At 63.8% G+C, this 19600-nt stretch carries 19 protein-coding genes; 13 read left to right on the top strand and 6 right to left on the bottom strand.

Going from position 1 to position 19600, the window contains the following annotated elements:
* Positions 1 to 60 precede the first annotated feature (60 nt).
* From AC1Q61_RS17680 to AC1Q61_RS17655, 6 genes are all read left to right on the top strand, one after another.
* Positions 61 to 1257 carry an AAA family ATPase gene (locus AC1Q61_RS17680; RefSeq protein ID WP_215515904.1) on the top strand — a complete coding sequence of 399 codons (1197 nt, stop codon included), beginning with the start codon at positions 61 to 63 and terminating at the stop codon, positions 1255 to 1257.
* On the top strand, positions 1254 to 2246 hold the full coding sequence (locus tag AC1Q61_RS17675) for a DUF58 domain-containing protein (RefSeq protein WP_003944991.1): 993 nt from the start codon (positions 1254 to 1256) through the stop codon (positions 2244 to 2246). Before AC1Q61_RS17680 ends, AC1Q61_RS17675 begins: the two co-directional genes overlap by 4 nt.
* Positions 2243 to 3223, top strand: a complete 981-nt coding sequence (locus AC1Q61_RS17670) for a VWA domain-containing protein (RefSeq protein ID WP_019748426.1) — start codon at positions 2243 to 2245, stop codon at positions 3221 to 3223. The genes AC1Q61_RS17675 and AC1Q61_RS17670 overlap by 4 nt, the downstream gene beginning before the upstream one ends.
* A 70-nt stretch (positions 3224 to 3293) precedes the next feature.
* Positions 3294 to 4043 carry a 3-oxoacyl-ACP reductase FabG1 gene (gene fabG1, locus AC1Q61_RS17665; RefSeq protein WP_007727875.1) on the top strand — a complete coding sequence of 250 codons (750 nt, stop codon included), beginning with the start codon at positions 3294 to 3296 and terminating at the stop codon, positions 4041 to 4043.
* A 57-nt stretch (positions 4044 to 4100) separates the two neighbouring features.
* Positions 4101 to 4898: an NADH-dependent enoyl-ACP reductase InhA gene (gene inhA / locus AC1Q61_RS17660; protein ID WP_003944803.1), complete on the top strand. Its 798-nt coding sequence runs from the start codon at positions 4101 to 4103 to the stop codon at positions 4896 to 4898.
* An 84-nt stretch (positions 4899 to 4982) separates the two neighbouring features.
* A complete protein-coding gene (locus tag AC1Q61_RS17655) occupies positions 4983 to 6035 on the top strand; it encodes a ferrochelatase (RefSeq protein WP_492650822.1) in 1053 nt (350 codons plus the stop codon).
* 11 nt (positions 6036 to 6046) lie between these two features.
* Here the strand turns inward: AC1Q61_RS17655 and AC1Q61_RS17650 are convergent, their stop codons facing one another.
* Together AC1Q61_RS17650 and AC1Q61_RS17645 are read right to left on the bottom strand one after the other, a co-directional pair.
* Entirely contained in the window at positions 6047 to 6655 is a 609-nt protein-coding gene (locus AC1Q61_RS17650) for a transcriptional regulator (protein ID WP_215515905.1), read from the bottom strand.
* Between the two features lie 106 nt (positions 6656 to 6761).
* Positions 6762 to 7103, bottom strand: a complete 342-nt coding sequence (locus tag AC1Q61_RS17645) for a metallopeptidase family protein (protein ID WP_003944783.1) — start codon at positions 7101 to 7103, stop codon at positions 6762 to 6764.
* Between the two features lie 77 nt (positions 7104 to 7180).
* On the opposite strand from AC1Q61_RS17645, the gene AC1Q61_RS17640 reads away from it, so the two are divergent.
* Both AC1Q61_RS17640 and AC1Q61_RS17635 read left to right on the top strand, forming a co-directional pair.
* The gene (locus AC1Q61_RS17640; RefSeq protein ID WP_003944993.1) at positions 7181 to 7672 is read left to right on the top strand and encodes a hypothetical protein; all 492 of its coding nucleotides are present in this window, start codon (positions 7181 to 7183) and stop codon (positions 7670 to 7672) included.
* A gap of 181 nt (positions 7673 to 7853) precedes the next feature.
* Positions 7854 to 9620 carry an enoyl-CoA hydratase-related protein gene (locus AC1Q61_RS17635; protein ID WP_492650785.1) on the top strand — a complete coding sequence of 589 codons (1767 nt, stop codon included), beginning with the start codon at positions 7854 to 7856 and terminating at the stop codon, positions 9618 to 9620.
* Here AC1Q61_RS17635 and AC1Q61_RS17630 read toward each other — a convergent pair.
* A complete protein-coding gene (locus tag AC1Q61_RS17630) occupies positions 9610 to 10401 on the bottom strand; it encodes an Rv1486c family protein (RefSeq protein WP_007727857.1) in 792 nt (263 codons plus the stop codon). The genes AC1Q61_RS17635 and AC1Q61_RS17630 overlap by 11 nt on opposite strands.
* A gap of 67 nt (positions 10402 to 10468) precedes the next feature.
* Here AC1Q61_RS17630 and AC1Q61_RS17625 point away from each other — a divergent pair, with 67 nt between their 5' ends.
* From AC1Q61_RS17625 to AC1Q61_RS17615, 3 genes are read left to right on the top strand one after another with little or no spacing between them, the layout of a single operon-like run.
* Positions 10469 to 11296, top strand: coding sequence for a DUF3097 domain-containing protein (locus AC1Q61_RS17625; protein WP_042919794.1), 828 nt, complete (start codon positions 10469 to 10471; stop codon positions 11294 to 11296).
* Positions 11297 to 11338: 42 nt separating this feature from the next.
* A complete protein-coding gene (locus tag AC1Q61_RS17620) occupies positions 11339 to 11770 on the top strand; it encodes an NfeD family protein (RefSeq protein WP_003944877.1) in 432 nt (143 codons plus the stop codon).
* The gene (locus tag AC1Q61_RS17615) at positions 11770 to 13053 is read left to right on the top strand and encodes an SPFH domain-containing protein (RefSeq protein WP_030536387.1); all 1284 of its coding nucleotides are present in this window, start codon (positions 11770 to 11772) and stop codon (positions 13051 to 13053) included. The genes AC1Q61_RS17620 and AC1Q61_RS17615 overlap by 1 nt, the downstream gene beginning before the upstream one ends.
* 43 nt (positions 13054 to 13096) lie before the next feature.
* Here AC1Q61_RS17615 and AC1Q61_RS17610 read toward each other — a convergent pair whose 3' ends face one another.
* The 3 genes from AC1Q61_RS17610 to AC1Q61_RS17600 are packed head-to-tail and all read right to left on the bottom strand — an operon-like array spanning position 13097 to position 15021.
* A complete protein-coding gene (locus tag AC1Q61_RS17610; protein ID WP_003944797.1) occupies positions 13097 to 13630 on the bottom strand; it encodes a hypothetical protein in 534 nt (177 codons plus the stop codon).
* Positions 13631 to 13685: 55 nt separating this feature from the next.
* Entirely contained in the window at positions 13686 to 14282 is a 597-nt protein-coding gene (locus AC1Q61_RS17605) for a hypothetical protein (RefSeq protein WP_042449124.1), read from the bottom strand.
* Between the two features lie 31 nt (positions 14283 to 14313).
* Complete coding sequence (locus AC1Q61_RS17600; RefSeq protein WP_215515918.1) at positions 14314 to 15021, bottom strand: TVP38/TMEM64 family protein; 708 nt, start codon at positions 15019 to 15021, stop codon at positions 14314 to 14316.
* Between the two features lie 423 nt (positions 15022 to 15444).
* Here AC1Q61_RS17600 and mutA point away from each other — a divergent pair, with 423 nt between their 5' ends.
* Together mutA and scpA are read left to right on the top strand one after the other, a co-directional pair.
* Positions 15445 to 17340: a methylmalonyl-CoA mutase small subunit gene (gene mutA / locus AC1Q61_RS17595; RefSeq protein WP_215515906.1), complete on the top strand. Its 1896-nt coding sequence runs from the start codon at positions 15445 to 15447 to the stop codon at positions 17338 to 17340.
* Positions 17337 to 19589, top strand: coding sequence for a methylmalonyl-CoA mutase (scpA, locus tag AC1Q61_RS17590; protein WP_003944912.1), 2253 nt, complete (start codon positions 17337 to 17339; stop codon positions 19587 to 19589). Before mutA ends, scpA begins: the two co-directional genes overlap by 4 nt.
* Positions 19590 to 19600 lie beyond the last annotated feature (11 nt).

Raw genomic sequence — 19600 nt, 5'->3', positions numbered from 1 at the left:
ATAGTTGACGGGGAACACGTTACTGTCGGTACTTTTCTAGGTGAAAGCGATGGATTCTTGGTGACCTCACGTGAAGATTCGGTCGGAACGGTCGACGTAAGCAAGGCGAGTGGAAGTGCGGACGGAGCAGCACCTTCCCTGGCAGCCGACGTTCAGACCTTGGAACGAGCGATTTACGAGGTCAAGCGAGTCATCGTCGGGCAGGACCGGCTTGTCGAGCGCATTCTCGTCGGACTTCTCGCCAAGGGGCACGTCCTCCTCGAAGGCGTACCCGGTGTCGCCAAGACGCTGGCCGTCGAGACTTTCGCGAAGGTCGTCGGCGGTTCGTTCTCCCGCGTCCAGTTCACCCCGGACTTGGTGCCCACCGACCTGATCGGCACGCGCATCTACCGTCAGGGCCGCGAGGAGTTCGACACCGAACTCGGACCCGTCGTCGCCAACTTCGTGTTGGCCGACGAGATCAACCGTGCCCCGGCCAAGGTGCAGTCCGCGCTCCTCGAGGTGATGGCAGAACGCCACGTCTCGATCGGTGGCAAGCGGTACCACATGCCCGATCCGTTCCTGGTGATGGCGACGCAGAACCCCATCGAGAACGAGGGCGTCTACCCGCTCCCCGAAGCGCAGCGCGACCGCTTCCTGTTCAAGATCCTCGTCGATTACCCGACAGTGGAGGAAGAACGCGAAATCGTCTACCGGATGGGCGTCGCGGCCCCGGAGCCGCACCAGATCCTCGGTCCGGAGGAGTTGGTCAGGCTCCAACGCGTCGCCAGCAACGTCTTCGTTCACCACGCGCTCGTCGATTACGTTGTCCGGGTCATCGCCGCTACGCGTACGCCGCGTGAAGTCGGACTCGAGGACGTCGCAGGCTGGATCGCGTACGGTGCCTCACCCCGTGCGACGCTCGGCATCATCGCCGCGTCGCGGGCCCTCGCTCTCGTCCGCGGGCGCGACTACGTAGTGCCGCAGGACGTCATCGAGGTGATCCCGGACGTGTTGCGTCACCGTCTCGTTCTTTCCTACGACGCCATGGCCGACGAGGTGACTCCCGACGCCGTCATCGCCCGGGTGCTGCAGACCGTCGGACTGCCGCAGATCGCCGCGCGGCCGGTTCCTTCCGTTCCCGGACCGCCCCAGCAGGGCGCACCGCAGGCACCGCAGTTCAACGCACCGGGCACAGCTAACCCACCGGGCACAGCTAATCCGCAGGGCAACGGCGCGCCGATCGCGACCGCTGAGACGATGAGTCGCCCGCAGTGACCGAAGGCCGCGACGGTGGCCAGGCGACACCCGCCGGATCCACCGGTTCTCCGCCGTCGTTCCGATCCGGCGAGCTCAGCGACCCCAAACTCACCGCTGCGCTGCGCACCCTCGAACTGACGGTTCGCCGCCGCCTCGACGGTGTGCTGCACGGCGATCATCTCGGCCTGATTCCCGGTCCGGGTTCGGAGCCGGGAGATGCCCGCGAGTATCAGCCGGGCGACGACGTGCGGCAGATGGACTGGTCCGTCACCGCACGGACGACGCACCCACACGTGCGTCAGTCGGTCGCAGATCGTGAGCTCGAGACGTGGCTCGTCATCGACTTGTCCGCAAGTCTCGACTTCGGGACCGCCGGATGCGAGAAGCGCGACCTGGTCGTCGCCGCAGCCGCGGCGATCACTCACCTGACCAGTTCGGGCGGTAACCGCGTCGGCGCCATCATCTCGACCGGCGCACAGACAACTCGAATTCCGGCCCGCGGTGGGCGAATTCACGCACAGGCGATGCTCCGCAAGATCGCGACGACTCCGCACGCGCCGGACGGGGTACGCGGTGATCTGGTCGGCGCGATCGAAGCGCTCAGACGCCCACAGCGTCGGCGCGGACTCGCGGTCGTCATCAGCGACTTCCTCGGACCGATCGACTGGGAACGCTCGCTGCGCGCCATTTCAGGACGGCACGACGTGCTCGGCGTCGAAGTGGTCGATCCGCGAGACCTCGAACTGCCCGACGTGGGCGACGTGGTGCTCCACGATCCCGAGTCCGGCCGGACCAGAGAATTCACCACGACGCCGCAATTGCGCGCCGACTTCGCCAGAGTCGCCGCCGAGCACCGCGTCGAGGTCAGGCAAGCTCTACGTCGTTGCGGCGCACCGCTCATGTCCCTGCACACCGATCGGGACTGGATTGCCGACGTCGTGAGATTCATCTCGGCACGCCGACACAGTTATGGTGCCGGCGCCGGAACTGGGGGCGTTCGTTCGTGAGTCTTTCTCAATTCACCGCACCGTGGTGGCTGCTGTTCCTCGCTGTCATCGCCGCGTTGGTGGTCGGTTACGTACTCGTGCAGAAGCAGCGGGCCAAGCACACACTTCGGTTCACGAACTTCGCGCTACTGGAGAAGGTCGCGCCTTCGCGGCCCGGGCGGTGGCGTCATATTCCAGCGATTCTGATGGTCGTCGCGTTGGTGTTCTTCACCGTCGCCCTTGCCGGTCCGACGGCAGACAAGAAGGTCCCGCGAAACCGTGCCACGGTGATCCTCGTGATCGACGTGTCGCTGTCGATGCAGGCCACCGACGTCGAGCCGACGCGATTGGCAGCAGCGCAGGAAGCGGCCAAGTCGTTTGCCGACGGTCTGACTCCCGGCATCAACCTCGGGTTGGTCGCATTTGCCGGGACCGCTTCGGTTCTGGTGTCGCCCACCACGAATCGTGACGCGACGAAGGTCGCCATCGACAACCTCAAGCTCAGTGAGCGAACGGCGACGGGCGAAGCGATCTTCACCTCGTTGCAGTCGATCGACACGCTGTCGGCTGTTCTCGGCGGCAGCGATCAGGCGCCACCGGCGCGCATCGTGTTGCTGTCCGACGGTAAGCAGACCGTTCCCGAGAACTCGGACGATCCGCGGGGCGGATTCACCGCTGCCCGTCAGGCCAAGGACAAGGGCGTTCCGATCTCGACCATTTCCTTCGGAACGACATATGGGCGAGTCGAGATCGAAGGAGACCGAATCCCCGTCCCGGTCGACGACGCGTCATTGAAGGAGATCGCCAACCTTTCCGGAGGAAGTTTCTTCACGGCATCGAGCCTCGAAGAACTGCGCCAGGTGTACGACACGCTCGAAGAGCAGATCGGTTTCGAGACGACACGAGGCGATGCGAGTCGACCGTGGTTGGTCCTCGGCGTCGTGTTCGCGACCGCTGGTCTGACGATTGCCCTGGTACGCAGGCAGCGTCTGCCCTGATCGAGAGCAGTTCCGAATTGTCCAAATACCGCTGGTACGCGGCCCGCAGAGAATTGATAGGTTGATCGCCATGTCTACCCCTCCCACGACAGTGGTTTCCGAACGGACCGTCACCACACCGCGCTCGGTGCTCGTCACCGGCGGTAACCGCGGAATCGGCTTGGCCGTCGCTCAGCGGCTCGCCGCAGACGGCCACAAGGTAGCCGTCACGCACCGCGGTTCCGGTGTCCCCGAAGGGTTGTTCGGCGTCGTGTGCGACGTCACCGACACCGAGTCGATCGACCGTGCATTCAAAGAGGTCGAAGCGCACCAGGGGCCGGTCGAGGTCATCGTCGCCAATGCCGGCGTCACCGATGACACACTGATCATGCGAATGAGCGAAGAACAGTTCACGAGCGTCGTCGACGCGAACCTCACCGGTACGTTCCGCCTCTCGAAGCGTGCGACCCGGTCGATGCTGCGCGCGCGTTTCGGACGGTTCATCTTCCTCGGCTCTGTGGTGGGTCTGGCAGGACAAGCCGGCCAGGTCAACTACGCAGCGTCCAAAGCAGGCATCGTCGGTATCGCTCGTTCCCTGACCAGGGAACTCGGCTCACGTTCGATCACCGCCAACGTCGTCGCTCCCGGGTTCATCGAGACCGACATGACGGCAGCACTGGGCGACGACGTCAAGGACAAGGCCACCGAGTTCATCCCGTTGCAGCGGACCGGAAAGCCGGAAGATGTTGCAGCAGTTGTCAGTTTCCTCGCCTCCGACGATTCGGCATACGTCTCGGGTGCGGTCATCCCCGTCGACGGTGGACTCGGCATGGGCCACTGATCCGCTTTTTCGCACACGCACACCTTTCTCGTACGTCTGAAATCAGGAGGACATCTCATGGGCGGCTTGCTCGAGGGTAAGACCATTCTTGTCACCGGCATCATCACCGATTCGTCGATCGCGTTCCACGTGGCCAAGGTCGCGCAGGAGCAGGGCGCAAAGGTACTGATCACCGGATTCGATCGTCTGCGCCTCATCGACCGCATCGCCCAGCGCCTGCCGCAGCCCGTGCCGCCGGCAATCTCGCTCAACGTCCAGAGCTCGGAGGATCTCGCCTCTCTCGCCGAGCGTGTGCGCGAGCTGGCTCCCGAGGGTATCGACGGCGTCGTCCACTCGATCGGCTTCGCTCCCCGCTCCTGCCTGGGAAGCCCGTTCATGGATGCGCCGTGGGAAGACGTGGCGGTCGCACTCGAGGTGTCCGCATACTCGTACAGCGCACTGGCCAAGGCCTTGCTGCCGGTGCTCAACGACAACGCGTCCATCGTCGGAATGGATTTCGATCCGGCACGCGCAATGCCCTTCTACAACTGGATGGGTGTCTCCAAGGCAACCCTCGAGGCCGTCAATCGGTACGTGGCCAAAGAGGTCGGCGTCCGCGGCATCCGCTCGAACCTGGTGTCCTCCGGCCCGATCAAGACCCTGGCCGCCAAGGCCATTGCCGGTGACAGCACCGGTCCGGGCGCGGAGTTGGACAAGCTGAACACCGCCTGGGACGGTGCTGCGCCCATCGGCTGGGACGTCGACGATCGCGAGCCGGTCGCCAAAACGGTCTGCACCGTCCTCTCGGATTGGTTGCCCGGCACGACCGCGTCGATCATCTACGTCGACGGCGGCTTCCACGCGATGGTCGGCTAGTAGCACCCCTTCTACTACGCAGGTGAGTACCCGGGTGACTCCCGCCGAACGGCATCGCGCAAGATTGAACTCATGACCGCAAGTATGGACATGCAGTTCGATGCTCTTCTCGTTTTGTCGTTCGGCGGTCCCGAAAAACCCGAAGACGTACGGCCGTTCCTCGAAAACGTCACGCGCGGTAGGGGAGTGCCACCGGAGCGGCTCGACGCCGTCGTCGAGCACTACATGCATTTCGGTGGAGTTTCGCCCATCAACGCGCTCAACCGAGACCTGATCGAACGGGTCGAAGGTGAGCTGGCAGCAGCCGGCGTGGATTTGCCCGTGTACTTCGGCAACCGCAACTGGCACCCGATGGTCGAAGACACCGTTGCCAAGATGCGCGAGGACGGTGTCCGCAACGCCGCCGTGTTCGCCACGTCGGCGTGGGGTGGTTACTCCGGATGTCGGCAGTACCACGAGGACATCGCCCGTGCCCGTGAGGCGGTCGGTGACGGCGCACCGACGCTGACAAAACTTCGCCAGTACTACGACCATCCGCTCGTCGTCGGCGCGTTCGCCGACGGTGTGCGCGCGGCCCGCGCAGAGTTGCCCGAAGCGACTCGCGATACTGCGCGCCTGGTGTTCACCGCGCATTCGGTACCGAGTGCCGCAGACCGCAATGCAGGGCCGCCGGCAGAGGGCGGAAACCTCTACAGTCGACAGGTCGCCGAGGCCGCGAAGTTGGTTGCCGAGGCCGTCGGCGTCGAGGATTTCGATCTGGTGTGGCAGTCGCGATCAGGCCCGCCGCAGGTTCCGTGGCTGGACCCCGACATCTGTGATCACCTGGATACGTTGTCCGCCAAAAATGTTCGCGCCGTGATCGTATGCCCCGTCGGTTTCGTCTCCGATCACCTCGAAGTGGTGTGGGACCTGGACACCGAGGCCAAGGACAAGGCAGCCGAACTCGGGATGGATTTCGTTCGGGCAGCAACGCCCGGCCGCGATCAGCGTTTCGCGCAGCTGGTGCCCACGCTCGTTCGGGAACTGGCCGAGGCCGAGCAGCCACTGCGACTGGGGGTCGAGCCGCTGCTCGGCTCGACCACCAACGGTCTCTCGTGTGCAGTCAATTGCTGCGCGGCCGTTCAGCGTCCCCGCTGACGGTCCGGCGCTCAGGTGTTCGGATGCTTGAGCTTTCCGCAGGGCCCGGGAACGGTGGACGTGCTGCGAGAGGTGAGGAGCGTCTCGACGATCTGTCGATCCTCGGGGCTCAGTGACGGGTCTATGTAGTTGAGTTCGGGCGCGCCCAGTTCGCGGACTCGTCCGGCGAGGGTAGCGACAAACGAGACGCGTTCTTCGTCGTCGTCGTTGACGTCGTGGATCTGCAGCACCGACACCGGAAACTTGCGCAGCGTCACAGGCAGGAAGCGGGCGCCGAGCACATGGTCGACGTTGAATCCCGCCCACTGCCCCTGGTTGGCCTCCACGCATTCGGCGTCGGAGTGAATTGCGCTCTCGCCGATGTACTTACGTGCGGGCAGCATCTTCTTGGGGGCAAGTTCGGATGCGCCCTGCTGAAGGACGGGAAAGTCGCCGTCCGAGTACAACCAGGGCTGGTTGGCCATCGAGATCAACCGACCGGCGTCCAGATCCGGGAGATAGCGAGACTTGAGGAGAAACGCGACGCTGTCGACCGAGATGCCCAGCAGTTCTGCGGCCTTCTGTCGGCTCATCGCGAACGTCGGGGCATCCTTCGGGGCGATCTGGATCAAATTGACCATGCGAACTCCTGTAAGTGTTCAATTGTTGCGGGCTTGGTATAGCTGACATGACAATTCGCCGATTATCAACCTCTAGCTGATTTCCGACTTGTAGATGAGTCGGTTGTCACCATCCGAGTTCACGCAACCGGGGATCTCCGATCCCGAAGTGGTGGCCGATTTCGTGGATCACTGTTCGGCGAACTTGCTCGATCACCTCGTCTTCGGTGCTGCAGATCGCACAGATGGCCCTGCGGTAGATCGTGATGCGGTCGGGAAGGACGCCGGCGTACGTGGTGGTTCTCTTGGTCAGTGGGATGCCCTGATACAGCCCGAGTAGCCCCGGTCGTCCACCTTCGAGTTGAACGGTCACTGCGACATTGGCCATCTCCGCACCCAATTTCGGTGGCAGGCTGTCGAGCGCCCGCTTGACCATGTCCTCGAACTGGCTGTCGTCCACGTCGATCATCTGCCCATTGTGCGTGCGGGGGCGGGACCTGGGTGTGTCCATGTGGAAACAGTGCAGCTTACGGCTATGTTCATTGCGTGGCCGAAGACCTCTATCACCGTTACGAATTCACATTCATCGTTCAGATGCTGACAGTCTCGCAAGAGCAGGCGATCGAAGAGAGCTTGGGCGGAAGGGTCGAGGACCGGCGCGGGCTGCAGCTGCTGACGCTCACCTCGGAAGGTATGCGAGCGGCGACAACGGCTATCACCGTGGTGGACCAGTTGGTGGCTGCAGGCGTGCGTCCCCAGCGGACACATCCCGATCTGGTATCACGTCAGGACATTGCCGACCGCGCGGGGGTGACGCGGCAAGCTGTCGGGCAGTGGGTGCGAGGGGTCCGGCAGGCGGCTACGCCTTTCCCGATTCCGTACAACTCGGTTGCCGGGGGGATCTGGTTCTGGGGCGACGTCCTGGATTGGTTGCGCCGTCAGGGGTACAGCCAGGACACCGGTTTGCGCTACCCGACGCTGGATGAACATATTCGCATCGACCGCCATATCGCGATCAATCACAAGACTGTGGGTTGATCGATCAAACGGTTTGCTTAAAAATAGCTATTGAAACAAACCGACGGTAGGTATAAAGTCCCTAAATACCTCAATCAATCTATCGGTGCGTCGGTCCTGCTCTGGGGGGAGTTCGGTCTGCGCTGCAGATACCCGAGCATGCGAGCAGGAATCCATGGTTTCGACCCCCGAAGTTAGACCGATGCCCAAATCGGCCGCACTCACGACTTCTGTGGCTATTTCCAGCGCTGGAGCAACGACGAAGCTACGCGAAGATACAACGGGCAGGGGCCGTCTGCGAGCGGCGACGGCGGCGCTGTTCCGGCGCTCACGCCCACGTACGACTTTCGCGCCACCGTTGAGCGTGCTTCTTCTCGTCACCTCCGACAACGGTCTCTCGCAGCGGGCCGGTCTTGTTCTTCGCGAGGCGGGACACCAAGTCCGTACAGCCGTCGTCGCCGACGCGGACGCAGTGCTGGCCGCGACGTCTTCGGGAGATTTTGACCTCGTCATCTGCCCGTTCTTGAAAGCCTATGTCCCGGAATCTGTTTGGCAGCGGTGGACAACGATCATCATCCATCCCGGCCCGCCCGGAGATCGCGGGCCGTCGTCGCTGGACTGGGCGATAACGGATGGCGAACCGATCTGGGGTGTCACGGCATTGCAGGCCGCTGAGGAACTCGACGCCGGGCCGGTGTGGGCCTGGCGGACATTCGAACTCCGGAACGGGGCAACCAAATCCTCGGTATACAACGAGGAAGTCACCGACGCGGCGATGGAGTGCATTGGAGAGGTCGTCGAACATTTCCGTACTCCTGACTTCCAGCCGATCCCATCGGACCGAGTTGCGCGGCCCGTGGCTTCGACCCGATCGAGGCCGAGCATGAAACAGGCCGATCGCGTTTTCAGCTGGGAGGAAGACGCGTCGAGCATCGTCCGCGCCGTCAACGCCGCCGACGGGTTTCCCGGCGTCGCCGTTCAATTGGGGCTCGACCGGGTCTACGTCTACGACGCGCACCCCGATACCCACGTCGATGCAGCGCCCGGCACCATCGTCGAGTACTTCCACCAGGCAATACGTGTCGCCACCGGTGCGGGCTCCGTATGGATCGGACATGCGCGGCTCGTCGGCGCCGGCAATGTCAAACTTCCGTCAACCGCGGTCGTACGTCCGGACGTGTTTGTTCCACAGGTCTGGGAGAGTCGTTACCCCGAGACCGACTATCACCGCGACGGCGAAATCGGATATCTCTCGTTCCGCTTCTACAACGGTGCGATGAGTACGAAGCAATGCGCGCGACTGGCCGCCAGGCTCCGCTGGGCGATCGCGCAGGACACCAAGATCCTGGTCCTGACGGGTGACTACGACAGATTCAGCAACGGTATCCACCTCAACGTCATCGAGGCAGCGTCGGATCAAGCCGGAGAAGCGTGGGCCAATATCAAAGCCATCAACGAGATCGCGAAAGCGATCGTCACCTGTACGGAACAGGTTGTGGTGGCGGCATTCACAGGCAACGCCGGTGCCGGCGGGGTCATGCTCCCGCTTGGAGCCGACGTAGTCGTGGCCAGGGACGGTGTGGTTCTCAATCCTCATTACGCCACGATGGGCCTGTTCGGCTCGGAACTGCACACGTACACACTTCCGGCTCGGGTCGGCGAGCAGCAGGCCCGCAGTCTGCTGGCCGAGTGCAGTGCGATAGGCATCCGTCGAGCCTTGGACATCGGACTTGTCGACGCGATCGGCCCCAGGCGGCCGGATCTGTTCGAGGCGTGGTTGCGCGAGGTCGCCACCGACTTGCTCGAAGGAGATCGGCTGGAATCGATGCTGGAGCGCAAACGTCTTCGACTGGAACGTGATCCGGTGGAGCCCTACGAGGAGCGTGAGCTCGAAGAGATGAAGATCGACATGTTCGGTGACCGCAACGGGTTTGCCGAGAAACGCCGGAACTTCGTGCTCAAGCTCTGATCGACACGCTGTTCGCCGACGCGACACGGGCAGTGCGAACAACGTCCCACAGTCGTCGCAGCAGGTCGTCACGCCTCTGCGCAGTGGACACGCTCGGGGCCTGGTTGGTCGATACCGACGCAGCCACGGTGAGAATGGCTGCCACGTTGTCGGCTGTGTCGATCACCTGTAGATGGCGAGGTGACAGTGTCGACGGCCAGCGGTGTCCGGCCTGTGCCTGCAGGGCTTCGGCGACCAGCGTACGAGCGTCGTTTCCAGGCATTCCGGTGGCTACGGCCGGAAGCCCGCCGAGCACCTCGGCTGCGTCCCGAACAGCTTGGCGCAGTTCGTATTCGGCTTCGCGGAGTCCGATCGATTCGGCGCTGCCCGCCACAGTGGGAATGGAGAAGACCGTCCATCGCAGGACGTCCGGGCCTTCCTTCGACGGCACGAGTCCGACTCCGGGCTTGCCGACGGCGCCGATCTGTATCCCTTCACCCGTTGCGATCGCAGCGCGCGCGAACTCGGTCCCGGTGGGCAGACCACGTACATCACCGGCCGTGGGAAGGACCAGGCGGACCTCGGCAGCCTCCGAGCGCGCGATTCTGAGCAGGGTGGGCACACCGGAAGCCGTGACTCCCGGCCACTCGAGATCGTGGCGGACCGCGGTTTCCGCATCGGCGGCGCCGATCAGGTGCATCGGTGCCCACGCGGCAAGGGCGTCGATGACGTCGTCCGGCGCAGCGTCGCCGGCGAGCCATGACGCTGCCCACACGGTGAGGGTTGCGCTGGGAGAACTCATGACCGTGAAGTTTAGTTCGGCGTGGCGACATGCGCGGCCCCGGCGTTGTGACCTAGCGTGATCCGGCGTGAGCGGTGGCAACGGATACGGTGACATTTTTGCGGGTCATACCCGCAAACAGAAGCGCGTGACGCCTGAAGTCGCGGCCGAGCGTGATCTTGTCGTCGAGGATGCGGCGACGGGATTCTGCGGTGCGGTAGTCGGTTTCGAGCGCACGTACGACGGCGATTTCGTGCGGCTCGAGGACGGTCGTTCCCGAACGCGGTTGTTCGCGATGCGCGAGGCGGCCTTCCTCATCGACGGCGCACCGGTCACCCTCGTACGCCCGGCCCCCAAGCCCGTGTCCACCAAACCCGCACGGTCGGCTTCGGGTTCGACGCGAGTCGAAGGCTTACGCGCCCGCACGGCACTGCCCAGCCGGATCTGGGTGGAGGGAGTACACGATGCTGCCCTCGTCGAGCGGGTGTGGGGTCACGATCTTCGCGTCGAAGGTGTTGTCGTCGAACATCTCGAAGGACTCGACAATCTGGGGGAGCGGCTTGCCGAATTCGGGCCTGGTCCCGGCCGCCGCGTCGGGGTCCTGGTCGACCACCTGGTCACCGGTTCCAAGGAAACCCAACTGACTCAGGGCCTCGGCCCGGACGTGTTGGTGACCGGGCACCCGTACATCGACGTGTGGGAGGCCGTTCGTCCCAAATCTGTCGGAATCGCCTCCTGGCCGAAGATTCCACGCGGCGAGGATTGGAAGACGGGAATCTGCCGCGAACTGGGCTGGGGGACACCTCAGGAGGGCTGGCGGCGGGTCTACAACTCGGTCGAGAGCTTCCGCGATCTGGAAGCTCCTTTGATCGGTGCAGTCGAACAACTTGTCGATTTCGTTACCGAGCCGAACTGACGTAGCGGCGGCCTGGGTCACACATTCTGGTTAGATGGTGTTGTGGCTGCACTTATTTGGCTGATCGGAGCACTGGTGCTCGCCGGGGCCGAAGCGCTGGTGGGGGATTTCTTCCTGCTGATGCTCGCCGGTGGGGCGCTCGCTACTGCCGGTGTCAGTGCTGTCACCGACTTCCCGGTGTGGGTCGACGCCGTCATGTTCGGAGTGTTCTCCGCCGCCCTCGTCCTGGGCGTGCGACCGATCATGTTGCGTCGCTTCGGTAGTCCGCCGCCGACCCCGACCGGAATACAGGCACTCGAAGGTAAGCACGCTCTGGTTCTGGAAGAAGTGGGCGAGCATTCCGGGCAGGTCAAGTTGGACGGCGAGGTGTGGACTGCCAGGCCGTACGACACCACCGAGGTGTACCCGCCGGGTACCAAGGTGACGGTGATGGAAATCAACGGCGCAACAGCAGTCGTCTGGAGGGGACCTTAATGGCAGCACTCATAGTGCTCGGTGTGTTGGTGCTATTCGTGATCTTGGTGGTCGCGAAGTCGGTAGCACTGGTACCGCAGGCAGAAGCCGCGGTGATCGAGCGGCTCGGTAGGTATTCGAAGACGGTGTCCGGGCAGCTCACGTTCTTGATCCCGTTCGCCGATCGTGTGCGCGCCAAGGTGGATCTTCGTGAGCGGGTGGTCTCCTTCCCACCGCAGCCGGTGATCACCCAGGACAACCTGACACTGTCCATCGACACGGTGGTGTACTTCCAGGTCACCAATCCGCAAGCTGCGGTGTACGAGATCAGCAACTACATCGCTGCCGTCGAGCAGTTGGCAACCACCACGCTGCGAAACGTCGTCGGCGGAATGACCCTCGAAGAGACGCTTACCTCGCGTGATTCCATCAACGGCCAGCTTCGTGGTGTCCTCGACGAGGCGACTGGTCGCTGGGGCCTGCGAGTGGCCCGCGTCGAGCTCAAGAGCATCGATCCGCCGCCCTCGATCCAGGAGTCGATGGAAAAGCAGATGAAGGCGGACCGCGAGAAGCGCGCGATGATTCTGACGGCTGAAGGTCACCGCGAATCCGCTATCAAGACCGCCGAGGGTGCCAAGCAGAGCCAGATTCTTTCTGCCGAGGGAAACAAGCAGGCCTCGATCCTGAACGCCGAGGGTGAGCGTCAGTCCCAGATCCTTCGCGCTCAAGGTGACCGCGCGGCCAAGTACTTGCAGGCTCAAGGCGAGGCCAAGGCCATCGAGAAGGTTTTCGCTGCAATCAAGTCCGGTAAGCCGACTCCGGAATTGCTTGCATACCAGTATCTTCAGACGTTGCCGCAGATGGCGCAAGGCGATGCGAACAAGGTGTGGCTCGTACCCAGCGACTTCGGTGACGCGCTGAAGGGATTTGCCAAAACGCTTGGCGCGCAAGGGCAGGATGGCGTTTTCCGGTACGAGCCGCCGGCCGCCGAAGAGAATCTTCCCAATCCTGAGGACGATTCAGCCGAGGTGGCGGAGTGGTTCGAGACCAAATCCGATCCGGCTATCGCGGAAGCAGTGCGCGCTGCTGAAGTTGCTGCACGCACACCGGTCGAAGACCCGGCAGCTGCGGTCAGGCACCGCCGTGAGAGTGCGCCCGAGCAGCCTGGATTCGTAGATCCCGCGTTGCCACAGCAGGGCGAAAATCCTTGGCCGGGTCAGTTGCCGCTGCCGCCCGAGCGTGAAGATTTCCAGCAGAAGTACCCGTACCAGGGGCAGCCGCCCGAGGGTGGCCAGCGCCAGTAGACGCCTCTCGTAGCGAACGTTGATCGGGACGGGCACTCATCACCTACGTGATGAGTGCCCGTCCCGTTCCGCATACGGCGATCGCCCAGAGGACACTGACGAAGGTTCCCATGATGAACTGCTCGGACGCATGAGGTTCGCGAAGTTCCGGGTACCGCGCGAGCCCCTTGACTGCCAAGACGATCGCGATGCCTTCCGGCCAGGTTGCGAGAATCGATGCCGCCACCGCGAGCCGTTCGAGGATGCCGATCACACGTCCGCCGCGAAGAGGTCCGGCGTCCGGTGCCGGGCTCCCGTCCGGTTGGCGACGAGCGATCTTGAAGGTGGCAAGTACCAACGGTGCACCGGCCGTGGCGGCGGCAAGTACGCACAGGACAAGCGTCGCCCCGAGAGCGAAACCGGTGACCGGGGTCGTTCGGGTCGATGCCAGTGCGGCAACACCCAGCGCCGGAAGAGCCACCACGGACGACGCCCATTCGGGGACTTCCAGTCGACCACGACTGAGCGGTCCCAGTGCCGCTGCAACTGCTGGTGCCGCGGCGGCGACGGCGAGCGCGATCAACGCCAGAACGACCATGTATTCGAGCCCCCTGCTGTGTCGACGAGTTTGTACCGGTGCGAGCGTGAGCAGTCTAGGGCTGGAGTCTGACCAAAAGTCGTTCTGCGAGTCTGCGCCCGGCGAGTTCTGCGTGCCACCCGGCTGTCAGGAGTCGCTTGGACATGGCCTGTTTGGTGATTCCGAGGTGGGCCGCTGCGCTGACCTGAGTGAGTCCGCTGTCCATCAGGGCGATGGCTTCGCGTCCGTCCTTCGTCTGTCTCGTGACGATCGTTCCGAGCAAGGTGAACGCGGCATCGACATCTGCGGCGAGTTCGTCGCGTGAGCTATCCGCCGGCGCCTGTTCGACGGCAATTCTGGCCGGAGCTCGCTTGGCTCGCTCGACGGCGATCCGAGCAGCTTCGAATGCCGGTCCGCGTCCGGCCCGGGTCTGCCGTGGGAGAGGCTGCTCGACGGGACCGATCCCGATCCCGACACTCCAGTGCTCGCGCCGAATCAGCTCGAGTGCGACGAGGACGAGTAGCGCCGGATCGTCGGTCACCGCTTGAATCTCGTCGCCCGCTGTGCGCTCGAACGGCCGCAGGAGCCTGCAATCGGCCATGTCGTCGATGATGTCCCCGACGCGGTCGACATCCCGTCGGCTACCTCGCTGATCCACCGTCAGTACAAACATTAGTCAATGCTAGATAGTTGACTTTCAATAGTCAATCATTTTGGGTTGACTCAATCAAATCGACCTCTTGGGGTTGACCGTTGTCAACGATGGTTTCGCCCGGTGAAGGCTGACGGCGAGCGTCGAACACCAGACCGGCGATGCCGATCGCAATGCAGATCCCGGACAGAATCAGGAGACGAGGATCGGCTTCGCCGGAGAGCGCATCGCCCAGAATGACAATCCCAACAGTGCCGGGCAAGATGCCGACGACGGTGGCAAGGATGTAGGGCACGATCCGGATCGACGAAATGCCGCAGCAGTAGTTCACCACCGAGAAGGGGACAAACGCGATCAAGCGCAGAGAGCCGACGGCCAGCCACCCCCGCTTTTCGATCCGCTCGTCCACCCGCCGGATCGTCGGACTCGAAATCCGTTGCCACACGACGTCGCGGCCGATGGCGCGGACCAGGTAGAGGGCCAGAACGGCGCTCACAGTCGTTGCCGCCACGGTAAGAGCGATGCCGGTCACCGAGCCGAAAAGAACCCCCGCGCTGAGCGTGAAGACGGTGCGCGGGAACGGCGCGACGGTGACTATCGAATGAACCAGGAAGAACACGAGGGGAAACGCCGGGCCAACCGAGTCCGCCCACTCTCGCACCTGGGACACCGTGGGATGTGGGGCGAGGAGGGCTGCGAGGAACAAAGCGAGCACTACCAGGACTATTGCGATCAATCTTCGGTCCAGCAGGCGTCCCATCACAGGTCACAAGGCTACCTGCGAACGGTGAACCGGGCCGACTGCCGACCCGCAATCGTGAGTCGAACATCGCCACGGGGGCGGGAAAGCGACGTGCTCCAGGCGACAATGAAACGGCGCTGTGACGAAAACCACTAGGCTTTCGGAGTGGCCTTCACCTGCAGTCCCGGCCAGTGAAACGAACTCGCGGGTAACCCGCAAACATGCTGAACAATCGCTAGGTAAGGGCCGGTTACACGTGCACGAACGACCGAATCCGCACGTCGCCCGGCCGGTCGGAAAGTGGCCACGAACAGCCCTGTGAAGAACATGACGTGATCCTCACGATATCTGGGCTCAACCGCGGGTTAGCATCACAGAACTAACGAACAAATCCGATTATCGGTAAAGCGCTCACGCAAAAAATGAGAGGGAGCGGACACAGTGTCATTAGCTTCAGAAGCCGAGGCTGTCGAGCAGGCGTACGCGGAGTGGCAGCGCTCCGTAGCCGGTGTGCTCGCCAAGTCCCGCAGAGTCGATGCGGCAGAACTGGGCCCCGAGCCACAGAAACTGCTCGAAACCGTCACCTACGACGGTGTCACTGTCGCACCGCTCTACAGCCCACGCGACGAGCGTCCCGAGCAGAGCTTGCCGGGCACGTTTCCGTACGTGCGTGGCGTCGACGCTCACCGTGATGTCAATGCCGGTTGGTTGGTTTCCGCTGCATTCGGAACCGCCTCGGCGGCCGAGACCAATCGCGCCATCCTGGACGCCCTCGAAAACGGAGTCAGCGCACTCTGGTTGAAGGTGGGCGCCGACGGCGTTCCGGTCACCGACCTCGCCGCTGCGCTCGAGGGCGTGCTTCTCGACCTCGCACCGCTCACGCTCGATGCAGGCGCAGCGACAAACGATGCAGCCCGAGCACTCATCTCACTCCTCGATGCACGCAGCGAAGCCGGCGACGGTGTCAGCGATCGCAGCAGTATCCGAGTTCACCTCGGTGCAGCACCGCTGACCAGTTCGTTCTCCGGCGCAGCCGACGTCGAATTTGCAGGCGCAGTCGAGTTGGCCGCCCTCGCCGCCGCTCGTGCGGAAACCGTGCACGCGATCACCGTGGACGGCACGGCCTTTCACAACGCGGGTGCCGGCGACGCCGAAGAACTCGGAGCCGCAATCGCCGCCGGCCTCGAGTACCTCCGTGCACTCACCGCCCAGAGCGGCCTGACCATCGGTGCTGCGTTGTCGCAGTTGGCTTTCCGCTACGCGGCAACCGACGATCAGTTCCAGACCATCGCGAAGTTCCGCGCCGCACGTCTCGTATGGGCACGCATCGCCCAGGTCTGCGGAGCTTCCGATTTCGGTGGAGCGCCGCAGCACGCAGTCACCTCCGCCGCGATGATGGCTCAGCGTGATCCCTGGGTGAACATGCTGCGCACGACCCTCGCTGCATTCGGCGCCGGCGTCGGCGGAGCAGATGCAGTGACTGTTCTTCCGTTCGACGTCGCCCTGGCCGACGGCACCCTCGGTGTCAGCAAGTCCTTCTCCTCGCGCATCGCGCGCAACACACAGCTGCTCCTGCTCGAGGAGTCGCACCTGGGCCGTGTCCTCGATCCGTCGGCCGGGTCTTGGTACGTCGAGGACCTGACACAGCAGATCGCCGCCACCGCGTGGGAGTTCTTCCAGGAAATCGAAGCAGCCGGCGGATATCTGGCGGCACTCGAAGCGGGAATCGTCTCCGGTCGCATCGCCGCTACCAAGGCCAAGCGCGACTCCGACATCGCACACCGCAAGACCACGGTCACCGGTGTCAACGAGTTCCCGAACCTCGGCGAAACGCCGCTGTCCGCCGAAGCCGTCGAGCCCGGCCAGTCCGTCGCCCGCTACGCAGCTGCATTCGAAGCGCTTCGTGACCGTTCGGACGCGTTCCTCGCCGCCGGCGGCGCCCGTCCCACTGCGCTTCTCGCGCCGCTGGGCTCGGTTGCAGAACACAACGTGCGCACCACGTTTGCGTCCAACCTGCTCGCTTCGGGTGGTATCGACGCAGTCAACCCCGGCCCGCTCGAGGTGGGCGCCGAGGCCATCTCCGCTGCAGTCAAGGCTTCCGGTGCCACCGTCGCCGTGCTGTGCGGCACGGACAAGCGCTACGGCGAGAGCGCCGCAGCGGCCGTCGCCGAACTTCGCGCCGCCGGCATCAGCAAGGTGCTGCTCGCAGGACCGGAGAAGGCAGTCGCCGACGCGACCGGCGATTCTCGCCCGGACGGATTCCTCACCGCCCGCATCGACGCAGTGTCGGCTCTGACCGAACTGCTCGACTTCATCGAGACGGGAAGCTCCAAGTGACGACACGAGAGGTCAAGCACGTGATCGGCAGTTTCGCCGAGGTCCCACTCGAGGACCCGCAGTCTCCGGCACCCACACCGCCGTCGGTCGAGCAGGCCCAGGCGCTCATCGAAGAGGGCGCCAACGCCAATAACTACGCCGCCGAGCAGGTTGTCTGGTCCACCCCGGAAGGCATCGACGTCAAGCCGGTGTACACCGGTGCGGACCGCACGGCCGCCGCCGAGTCGGGTTACCCGCTCGACAGCTTCCCGGGCGCAGCGCCGTTCCTGCGTGGTCCGTACCCGACCATGTACGTGAACCAGCCGTGGACCATTCGCCAGTACGCCGGATTCTCCACTGCCGCGGAGTCGAATGCGTTCTACCGTCGTAACCTCGCGGCCGGTCAGAAGGGCCTCTCGGTCGCCTTCGACCTCGCCACACACCGCGGCTACGACTCCGATCATCCTCGCGTTGCCGGTGACGTCGGAATGGCCGGTGTCGCAATCGATTCCATCCTCGACATGCGTCAGCTCTTCGACGGAATCGACCTCTCGCAGGTCTCGGTCTCGATGACGATGAACGGCGCCGTGCTGCCGATTCTCGCGCTGTACGTCGCTGCGGCAGGCGAGCAAGGTGTCACTCCGGACAAGCTGGCCGGAACGATCCAGAACGACATCCTCAAAGAGTTCATGGTTCGTAACACCTACATCTATCCGCCGAAGCCCTCGATGCGGATCATCTCGGACATCTTCGCGTATTCCAGCGCGGAAATGCCGAAGTACAACTCCATCTCCATCTCGGGCTACCACATCCAGGAAGCCGGAGCGACGGCCGATCTGGAACTGGCGTACACCCTCGCCGACGGCGTCGAGTACATCCGCGCCGGCCTCGACGCCGGTATGGACATCGACAAGTTCGCACCTCGCCTGTCCTTCTTCTGGGCCATCGGCATGAACTTCTTCATGGAGGTCGCCAAGCTCCGCGCCGGACGCCTCCTGTGGGCCGAGCTTGTCGCCAAGTTCGACCCCAAGAGCGCGAAGTCGCTCTCGCTGCGTACCCACTCGCAGACCTCCGGCTGGTCCCTGACCGCGCAGGACGTCTTCAACAACGTGCCGCGTACCTGCGTCGAAGCCATGGCTGCCACCCAGGGCCACACCCAGTCCTTGCACACCAACGCACTCGACGAAGCGATCGCATTGCCGACGGACTTCTCCGCCCGCATCGCCCGTAACACCCAGTTGCTGCTGCAGCAGGAATCCGGCACAGTGCGTCCCATCGACCCGTGGGGTGGCTCGTACTACGTCGAGTGGCTCACCAACGAACTCGCCAACCGGGCTCGTAAGCACATCGAAGAGGTCGAGGAAGCCGGCGGAATGGCTCAGGCCATCAACGAAGGCATCCCGAAGCTGCGCATCGAGGAAGCTGCCGCCCGCACCCAGGCACGCATCGACTCCGGTCGGCAGCCGCTCGTCGGCGTCAACAAGTACGTTCCCGACGAGGTCGACACCATCGAAGTTCTCAAGGTCGAGAACTCCAAGGTCCGCAAGGAACAGCTCGAGAAGTTGGTTCGCCTTCGCGCGGAACGTGATCCGGAAGCCGTCGAGGCCGCACTGGCGAACCTCACTCGCGCTGCCGCATCCACCGAAGGCGGCATGGAGAACAACCTCCTCGCCCTCGCTGTCGTCGCCGCCCGCGCGATGGCTACCGTCGGCGAGATTTCCGACGCCCTCGAAAAGGTGTACGGACGCCACCAGGCCGAGATCCGCACCATCAGTGGTGTGTACCGCGACGAGGCAGGAACGGTGAGCAACATCAGCAAGGCGATGGAACTGGTCGAGAAGTTCGCCGAGGACGAGGGACGTCGTCCCCGCATCCTCGTCGCGAAGATGGGCCAGGACGGTCACGACCGTGGCCAGAAGGTCATCTCCACCGCCTTCGCGGACATCGGATTCGACGTCGACGTCGGACCGCTGTTCCAGACCCCCGAAGAGGTCGCCAATCAGGCGGCCGACAACGACGTCCACGTAGTCGGTGTGTCGTCGTTGGCAGCCGGTCACCTCACCTTGGTGCCGGCGCTGCGGGAGGCTTTGGCTGCGGCCGGTCGTCCCGACATCATGATCGTCGTCGGCGGCGTCATTCCGCCCGGTGACTTCGACGAACTCTACGAGGCCGGCGCTGCTGCCATCTTCCCGCCCGGCACCGTCATCGCTGATGCTGCCAGCGGATTGTTGGAGAAGCTCTCCGCCCAACTGGGTCACGACAACAGCTGAGAAGGGGGTCA

The organism is Rhodococcus sp. MPR-R1B, assembly GCF_058793255.1.
This window is presented reverse-complemented; position numbering and strand designations above follow the sequence as displayed.